This is a genomic window from Pontibacter sp. HJ8 (genome assembly GCF_054824225.1).
In genome coordinates this window covers 1-7903 of the sequence record NZ_JSYF01000076.1, presented here as the reverse complement: position 1 = coordinate 7903, position 7903 = coordinate 1, and the positions used below count along the sequence as shown (strand labels likewise).

The following is a 7903-nucleotide window of genomic DNA, read 5'->3' as shown; positions in this document are numbered from 1 at the left end:
GCCCCATTGATTACAAAGGAGCCTTTTTCAGTCATGTATGGTATGTTTCCTAAGAAAACCTCTTGCTCGATTGTCTCAAAGTCCTCGTTATCCTCATCATTACAGATCAGGCGAAGTTTAGCTTTAAGCGGAACCGAATAAGTAAGACCTCGGTCAATACACTCATCTACTGAGTATTTTGGCGGGTCGATATGGTAGTCGATAAATTCGAGTACGAAGTTCTCTCGTGAATCAGAAATCGGAAAGTTCTCAGCGAACACCTTGAACAAACCCTCCTGAGCCCTATTCTCAGCTGGAGTCTCCAACTGGAAGAAGTCCTGGAATGACTGTAACTGAACATCCAGGAAGTCAGGGTAGTCAATAACCGGATTTATAGAGGCAAAATTGATTCGCTCTGTCGTTTTATTCTTAGCCAAAGCCTTGGAATTTTAACGTTTACAATATGATTCCAGCACATAGCTACTAAAACAGCCACGTGCAAAAAAAGGATCCATTTTATGAATCCGTGTACAAACAGGAAAAGACCTGACGAAACTGCCAGGTCTACCTGTTATCGGTATGTTGGTAAGTGAGATTATTTAACCTCTACTTCAGCACCAGCTTCTTCCAAAGATTTCTTCAGTGATTCAGCTTCGTTCTTGTCAACACCTTCTTTAAGGGCTTTAGGAGCGCCGTCTACCAGTTCTTTAGCTTCTTTCAAGCCAAGACCAGTAAGTTCTTTTACAAGCTTAACAACTGCTAGTTTAGATGCACCTGCTGACTTAAGAATTACGTCAAAAGAAGTTTTTTCTTCTGCAGCAGCTCCGCCTTCAGCAGCACCACCACCAGCCATCATTACTGGAGCAGCAGCAGCTGGCTCAATACCATACTCGTCCTTAAGAATTGTAGCTAGTTCATTAACTTCTTTCACAGTTAAGTTTACTAACTGCTCAGCGAATGCTTTCAAATCTGCCATTTTATTGAAATTAAAAGTTACTTATTGATTACGTTTTTATATTTATTCTTTTTCAGATAAGGTCTTCAGGATACCTGCCAGTTTGCCGCCGCTGCTCTGTAGAGCAGAAACCACATTCTTAGCCGGAGACTGAAGCAAGCCGATGATATCACCGATAAGCTCATTCTTAGACTTGATGCTTGCCAGTGCGTCCAGCTGGTTCTCACCAACGTAGATACCGCCATCGATATAGGCGCCCTTCAACAATGGAAGTGTGCTACCCTTCTTTCTGAAGTCTTTCAGAAGCTTACCAGGAGCATTGCCTGACTCTGCAGAAAACACGATTCCAGATGAACCTTTCAATACGCCTTCAAGATCCGTAGTGTCTGCTTCTAGTGTATCAAGTGCTTTCTTAATGAAAGTGTTCTTATAAACCTTGTACTCCAGGCCTCTATCATAGGCCATTCTCCTGAACTGGTTGATGCTCGCTACGGTCATCGTAGAAGCGTCAGTGATATAGAAATAGTTAGTGTTGGCTAACTTCTCGCTCAGGTCTTTTACAATTATCTCTTTTTCTTCCCTGGTCATGTTCTTAGATAGTTGCGTTCTTGTCTACGATTACGGCCGGGCTCATTGTGCTTGACAATGTGATGCTTCTGATGTAAGTACCCTTAGCTGAAGATGGCTTCAAACGGTTCAGTGTAGCGATCACTTCTGCTGCGTTAGCAGCAAGCTGATCCGGAGAGAAAGAAACCTTTCCTACACTTGTATGTATGATACCATATTTGTCAACTTTGAAGTCGATCTTACCGGCTTTAACTTCTTTAACAGCCTTAGCTACATCTTGCGTAACAGTACCAGACTTTGGGTTTGGCATCAGGTTACGGGGACCTAAGATTCTACCTAGACGGCCAACTTTGGCCATAACTGCCGGCATGGTGATGATCACATCAACATCTGTCCAGCCTTTTTCAATTTTCTGGATATAATCATCAAGACCTACATAGTCAGCTCCAGCTTCTCTAGCTTCCTGCTCTTTGTCTGGAGTAACAAGTGCCAGTACTTTGACATCTTTACCTGTACCATGCGGCAGGGTAACGATACCACGTACCATTTGGTCGGCTTTGCGAGGGTCAACGCCTAAGCGTACATCGATATCAACAGAGGCATCAAACTTTGTGAAGGTGATCTCCTTTACAACTGAAGCCGCATCTGTTAAAGAATACTCTTTTGTAAGGTCAGCTTTTTCTAAAGCTGCTTTCCTTTTCTTTGAAATCTTCGCCATTATCCTTTAACTCTAATTATTCGTTCCACGGAGCGTTACCCGATACTGTAATACCCATGCTTCTTGCTGTACCAGCTACCATTTTCATGGCTGCTTCCAGTTTGAATGCATTTAAGTCAGGCATTTTCAGTTCTGCAATCTCTCTAACCTGATCCCATGTAACTGAACCTACTTTGTTACGGTTAGGCTCTTTTGAACCTCCCTTAATTTTAGCAGCATCCATTAACAATACCGGAGCAGGGGGCGTCTTAATAACGAAGTCGAAGGACTTATCTGCGTATATTGTAATCAACACTGGTAACACTTGTCCTGGCTTATCCTGGGTTCTTGCATTAAACTGCTTGCAAAATTCCATGATGTTAAGACCTTTAGAACCAAGTGCAGGTCCAATCGGTGGCGATGGATTCGCGGCACCTCCCTTTACCTGAAGTTTCAGGTAACCTTTTATTTCCTTTGCCATTATATGTATTTACTACGATTCTTTTTCTACTTGCATGTAATTCAGCTCAACCGGTGTGTTTCTTCCAAAGATCTTCACCATAACGTTAAGCTTCTTACGCTCTTCAAATATCTCCTCCACAGTACCTGAGAACCCACTGAAAGGACCATCCATCACTTTCACCGACTCTCCTACCAGGAATGGCGTATCGAGCACTTCTGTTTGTTCTTCTGCCTCGTCAACAGTACCCAGAATTCTGTTTACTTCTGCCTGGCGCAAAGGAACAGGTTTTTTATTCTGACCACCTTCGTTAGAACCTAGGAATCCGATCACACCTGGTGTACTGATGATAATGTGTTCTGCCTCACCATGTGAGAGGTCGGCGTGAACCAGTACATATCCAGGAAAGAAGTTCCGTTCTCTGATCTTCTTCTTGCCTCCCCGCATCTCATATACCTTTTCTGCAGGTATCAATACTTGAGGGACGTATTCTTCCAGGTTTTGCCTTACTATTTCGTTCTCCAGGTAAGCTTTGGCCTTCTTTTCCTGTCCGCTTACTGCTCGAACTACATACCATTTTAAATCAGCCATTGCTTTTTCTTAAAACTGGTTGTAAAACCAAGACAGGCTTGCATCAAAAACAAAGTCCATGGCACCGACAACCAATGCAAATATCAAAGAGCCTATCAATACCAATACAGAGCTATTCTGTAGTTCAGAATAAGATGGCCATGAGACTTTGTTTCTCATTTCCTCTACTGTCTCGTCTATATAGCCTTTTACTTTGCTCATCGCCTTCGCTTTAACAGATTTAAATTGCACGGGTGGAGAGACTCGAACTCCCAGCCAATGGTTTTGGAGACCACTACTCTACCAATTGAGCTACACCCGTAAAAAAATGCACACCAATTTGAATTGGAGTGCAAATGTATTTAAAAACTATATTAAAAACAAACCCGTCCCTGAAATATTTCCAGAAACGGGCTTGCTAGTATAGTATTAGTCAAGGATTTCAGTTACCTGGCCGGCACCTACAGTTCTACCACCTTCACGGATAGCGAAACGTAGACCTTTCTCCATAGCTACTTTGTTGATCAGGTTTACCTCGATAGTGATGTTATCACCAGGCATAACCATCTCTACTCCTTCTGGAAGCATGATCTCACCAGTAACGTCTGTCGTTCTGAAGTAGAACTGTGGACGGTACTTGTTGAAGAATGGCGTGTGACGTCCACCTTCTTCTTTAGAAAGAACGTAAACTTCAGCCTTGAACTTCGTGTGTGGCTTCACTGAACCTGGCTTACAGATAACCATACCACGACGGATATCAGTTTTCTCTATACCACGCAGCAACAGACCTACGTTGTCACCAGCTTCACCTCTGTCAAGGATCTTACGGAACATCTCAACACCAGTAACTACTGACTTCAGGTTCTCAGCACCCATACCCAGGATCTCAACCTGCTCACCAGAGTTGATTACACCACGCTCGATACGGCCTGTAGCAACAGTACCACGACCAGTGATTGAGAACACGTCCTCAACTGGCATCAGGAATGGAAGGTCAGTCAGACGAGCTGGAATTGGAATCCAGCTATCAACTGCATCCATAAGCGCTTCGATAGTACCTACCCACTTCGCGTCGCCGTTCAGGCCACCAAGAGCAGAACCCTGGATTACCGGAATGTTGTCGCCGTCGAAATCGTAGAAAGAAAGAAGCTCACGGATTTCCATCTCAACAAGCTCAAGAAGCTCTGGATCGTCTACCATGTCCACTTTGTTCATGAATACTACCAGCTGAGGAACACCTACCTGACGAGCAAGAAGGATGTGCTCACGAGTTTGTGGCATTGGTCCGTCAGTTGCAGCAACTACCAGGATAGCACCGTCCATCTGGGCAGCACCAGTAACCATGTTCTTCACGTAGTCAGCGTGACCTGGGCAGTCAACGTGTGCATAGTGACGGTTCTCTGTTGCGTATTCAACGTGAGAAGTATTGATAGTAATACCTCTTTCTTTTTCTTCTGGAGCGTTATCGATAGAAGAGAAGTCTCTCATCTTAGCCAGACCTTTGTTTGCCAATACCTGCGTAATGGCAGCAGTCAAGGTTGTTTTGCCGTGGTCAACGTGACCGATTGTACCGATGTTTACGTGCGGTTTGGAACGGTCAAATGTTTCTTTAGCCATTGTATGATATTAAATTAAGGATAAAACGTTTAAAGTTATGTTGCGCTTTCTTTACACGTAACGGGCTTTGAGCCAACGATGGGAATTGAACCCACGACCCCTTCCTTACCAAGGAAGTACTCTACCCCTGAGCTACGTCGGCATTTTACCATCACTTGTCTTAAAAATGAGCTTATACTAAAAAGGAAATCCATCTACATGAAATTCCTTTTAAATGAACCCGTAAAGACAAGCAGCACGTTATTTGCAATTGAGCGGGAGACGAGGGTCGAACTCGCGGCCTATAGCTTGGAAGGCTATCGCTCTACCAACTGAGCTACTCCCGCTTCAAATTTCACTAAACCAAAACACGTGGTTACTAATGTGGGGAGAGCAGGATTCGAACCTGCGAAAGTTTACACTAACGGAGTTACAGTCCGTTCCATTTGGCCGCTCTGGAATCTCCCCAAAATACACACTGGACTGACTTTTTCAGTCTTTCTTAGCACCTCAGAAGTGGCTTCTGAACCACCTCCTTGTTCTAAGGAGATGCAAAATTAAGCGCTTTTTCTTTAGAGTCAAATATTCTCCGAAAAATTCTCAACTTTTTTTCTCCAGCCTATAGTGAAAGCTGATTGTAGAGCTCCAGCAGCCTTTTATCCTTTTCATTTTGCCTGATCTCTTTGAGCAACTCAACGATCTCGGGCCGCTCGGACATCACCATCAGCGTCTGGAAGGCCGCCATCCGCACATAATACAGACTGTGATGCTGTGCAAGATCAGCCAGCAAGGCCGTGGCTTCAGGTGTATTGGCTTCACTGTTCCCAGCCAGAAAGGCGCCAAAGCTCTGCAGCAGGTAGAACAACCCGCTTCCTTTGGTTTGCTTTGCCTGCTTCATGAACCAGGTATACTTCTCCGGTCCTCCCTCTACGGCATAGAAAGATGCCAGTGCCAGCACCACCTCTTCGTTTTTCTCCTTCTCAAAAAATGCCAGCTTGGCTTCGACATCCGGGGCATCAGTTCCGGCATAAGAAAGTATACCTGCGGCGACTACTTTATAGGAGCTATCCCGCATGGCCCGTTCATACAAGGCCCTGTACTTATCTCCTCCCCAGCCAGAGAGTGCCAGTATCGCTCCGGCTTTCACATCGCCTTTTTTGTCCTGTTGCGCCAATTTCCTTACCTGCGCTTCATAAGCTGCTGCCTCTCCCCCTTTCAGCTGCCCGACAGCGTCCAGGGCTGCACTGCGGATATACCAGAAATTATCATTCAAAGCCGTTTGCAGGACTTTGGTTACTTCCGGGCTTTTAAGGTCTTTGGCAAGCGTTTCCAGGGCTTCGAGCTTAGCTCCGAATTGATTGGTGTGATTGAATTGGTATACCAGCTCTGCCTTGGTTTTGGTATGATCTACAGTACCTAATAACTGCTGCTCGCTATCGAATAACACCAACTCGGGCTGTGCGGATACCGGAATGGTAAAGGTCTGGCTGGCTTTCGTGATTTCGATCGGGTGCTCGGTGCGCTTTCCATTTTCCCATACAGCCACGTTCAGGGGCAGGCGGTAAACGGGCGCGTATAGAGTATCCTGCTGCTGTGTTACCTGCAGGCTGAGCTGGCCATTCTGATAGGTATGCGTTACTTTCAGTTCCGGGTGGCCGGCGCTCAGGAACCACTGGTCAAAGAACCACATCAGGTCTTCGCCGGTCACGTCTTCAAAAGCCATCCGCAGTTCGGCCACCTCCACGTCCGTATACTTGTGGAGCGTGAGGTAGCGGTTGAGGGAAGCAAAGAAAGCTTCATCCCCTACATGCTTGCGCAGCATGTGCAGCACCCGTCCGCCCTTTGCATACGAGTGGCTGTCGAACATGTCTTCGCGGTCGCCATAACGGTAACGGATCAGCGGCTCGCGCTTCGTCTGGGCTTCCTCCAGGTACTGCTCCAGTTCATCCATCTGCAGGTATGCCGCTTCATCAGCGCCAAATTTATGCTCTGCCCACAGGTATTCGGAATAGTTGGCAAAGGCCTCGTTGAGGGGCAGGTTGGCCCAGGACTCTGTGGTCACGTAGTCGCCGAACCACTGGTGAAAGAGCTCATGGGCGATAATATTGTCCCAATTCTTATCCAGCAGTTCCCGCTCGTTCAGCTGCAGATCCTCCATAAAGGTAGAGGCCGTTGTGTTTTCCATAGCGCCGGAAACAAAATCGCGTACCACCACCTGCGAGTACTTGGACCAGGGATAGTCCACCCCCAGTTTTTTGGAGAAGAACTCCATCATCTCCGGGGTGTTGCCAAATATCTTTTTGGCAGTGCCTTTGTAGGCTGGCTCCACATAATAATTTACCTCCAGGTTACGCCACTTATCATTTACCACGGCATACTCCCCTATGGCCATCATGGCCAGGTAAGGTGCGTGCGGCTGTTCCATCTTCCAGTAGTCGGTCTTGGTGCCGTCCGCGTTTTTGCGCGAGTACACGAATGTGCCGTTGGAAAGGGTGGTGAATTTCGGGTCCACGTTGATGTAGATCTCCTGCGTCATGCGCTCGTTTGGCGAATCAATGGTCGGGAACCAGGCCGAGTTCGCTTCGGTTTCGCCCTGCGTCCAGATCTGGCGCGGTTTGCCGGCTTCTGCGCCGATCGGGTTGATGAAGTAGAGTCCTTTGTCCTGCGTGATGGCATCGCTGCCGCCCTGGGCCAGTTCGTTTGGCTTGGCGGTATAGTCTATCTCAATAATATATTTTTCGTTCCGGGTATAGGCCTTGTCCAGGGTGATGGCCAGCTTCATGCCATCGTAGGTATACTTCAGTTCTTTCGCATCAAAACCATTCATCAGGTTAACGCTGTGTATGTCGAAGCCTTTGGCATCCAGCACGAGCGTTTGCTGCGGATAAAAGTAAGGCTTCAGCGTCAGCTCCGCTATACCATGCAGGTACTGCTTGTCCCAGTCGAAACTAACACGCATTTTGGTGTGCAGCAGGTCATGAACTTTGGTTCTGGAGGGATTGAAGGCATGGTTTTTCGGAGCCCACACGGGTGCCTCAGTTGCCGCTGCCGTGGTCTGACCGTTGGCAGGCACCGCCTT

8 protein-coding genes, 4 tRNA genes and 1 pseudogene are annotated in these 7903 nt (G+C 46.7%); all 13 read right to left on the bottom strand.

Annotation, left to right across the window (positions count from 1 at the left end):
* Window positions 1-416: pseudogene (gene rpoB / locus OB13_RS04695) on the bottom strand (DNA-directed RNA polymerase subunit beta); the annotation flags it as partial.
* 158 nt (window positions 417-574) lie between these two features.
* Complete coding sequence (gene rplL / locus OB13_RS04690; protein ID WP_461488988.1) at window positions 575-955, bottom strand: 50S ribosomal protein L7/L12; 381 nt, start codon at window positions 953-955, stop codon at window positions 575-577.
* Window positions 956-997: 42 nt separating this feature from the next.
* Entirely contained in the window at window positions 998-1522 is a 525-nt protein-coding gene (gene rplJ, locus OB13_RS04685) for a 50S ribosomal protein L10 (RefSeq protein ID WP_461488987.1), read from the bottom strand.
* Window positions 1523-1526: 4 nt separating this feature from the next.
* Window positions 1527-2219: a 50S ribosomal protein L1 gene (rplA, locus tag OB13_RS04680; RefSeq protein WP_461488986.1), complete on the bottom strand. Its 693-nt coding sequence runs from the start codon at window positions 2217-2219 to the stop codon at window positions 1527-1529.
* A 16-nt stretch (window positions 2220-2235) separates the two neighbouring features.
* Window positions 2236-2679: a 50S ribosomal protein L11 gene (rplK, locus tag OB13_RS04675; RefSeq protein WP_007654322.1), complete on the bottom strand. Its 444-nt coding sequence runs from the start codon at window positions 2677-2679 to the stop codon at window positions 2236-2238.
* 12 nt (window positions 2680-2691) lie between these two features.
* On the bottom strand, window positions 2692-3249 hold the full coding sequence (nusG, locus tag OB13_RS04670) for a transcription termination/antitermination protein NusG (RefSeq protein ID WP_461488985.1): 558 nt from the start codon (window positions 3247-3249) through the stop codon (window positions 2692-2694).
* Between the two features lie 9 nt (window positions 3250-3258).
* Complete coding sequence (gene secE, locus OB13_RS04665) at window positions 3259-3450, bottom strand: preprotein translocase subunit SecE (RefSeq protein WP_461488984.1); 192 nt, start codon at window positions 3448-3450, stop codon at window positions 3259-3261.
* A 27-nt stretch (window positions 3451-3477) separates the two neighbouring features.
* A tRNA-Trp gene (locus OB13_RS04660) sits at window positions 3478-3550 on the bottom strand.
* A gap of 107 nt (window positions 3551-3657) precedes the next feature.
* Window positions 3658-4845 carry an elongation factor Tu gene (tuf, locus tag OB13_RS04655; RefSeq protein WP_461488983.1) on the bottom strand — a complete coding sequence of 396 codons (1188 nt, stop codon included), beginning with the start codon at window positions 4843-4845 and terminating at the stop codon, window positions 3658-3660.
* A gap of 70 nt (window positions 4846-4915) precedes the next feature.
* A tRNA-Thr gene (locus tag OB13_RS04650) sits at window positions 4916-4987 on the bottom strand.
* A 111-nt stretch (window positions 4988-5098) separates the two neighbouring features.
* Window positions 5099-5171 (bottom strand) — tRNA-Gly (locus OB13_RS04645).
* A 38-nt stretch (window positions 5172-5209) separates the two neighbouring features.
* Window positions 5210-5292 (bottom strand) — tRNA-Tyr (locus OB13_RS04640).
* A gap of 151 nt (window positions 5293-5443) precedes the next feature.
* On the bottom strand, window positions 5444-7903 hold a 2460-nt coding region (locus OB13_RS04635; protein WP_461488982.1), incomplete at its 5' end, for a M1 family metallopeptidase.

Coding starts and splice junctions, on each gene's coding strand:
- rplL (WP_461488988.1), bottom strand. CDS start 955: ATGGCAGATTTGAAAGCATTCGCTGAGCAGTTAGTAAACTTAACTGTG.
- rplJ (WP_461488987.1), bottom strand. CDS start 1,522: ATGACCAGGGAAGAAAAAGAGATAATTGTAAAAGACCTGAGCGAGAAG.
- nusG (WP_461488985.1), bottom strand. CDS start 3,249: ATGGCTGATTTAAAATGGTATGTAGTTCGAGCAGTAAGCGGACAGGAA.
- rplK (WP_007654322.1), bottom strand. CDS start 2,679: ATGGCAAAGGAAATAAAAGGTTACCTGAAACTTCAGGTAAAGGGAGGT.
- secE (WP_461488984.1), bottom strand. CDS start 3,450: ATGAGCAAAGTAAAAGGCTATATAGACGAGACAGTAGAGGAAATGAGA.
- rplA (WP_461488986.1), bottom strand. CDS start 2,219: ATGGCGAAGATTTCAAAGAAAAGGAAAGCAGCTTTAGAAAAAGCTGAC.
- tuf (WP_461488983.1), bottom strand. CDS start 4,845: ATGGCTAAAGAAACATTTGACCGTTCCAAACCGCACGTAAACATCGGT.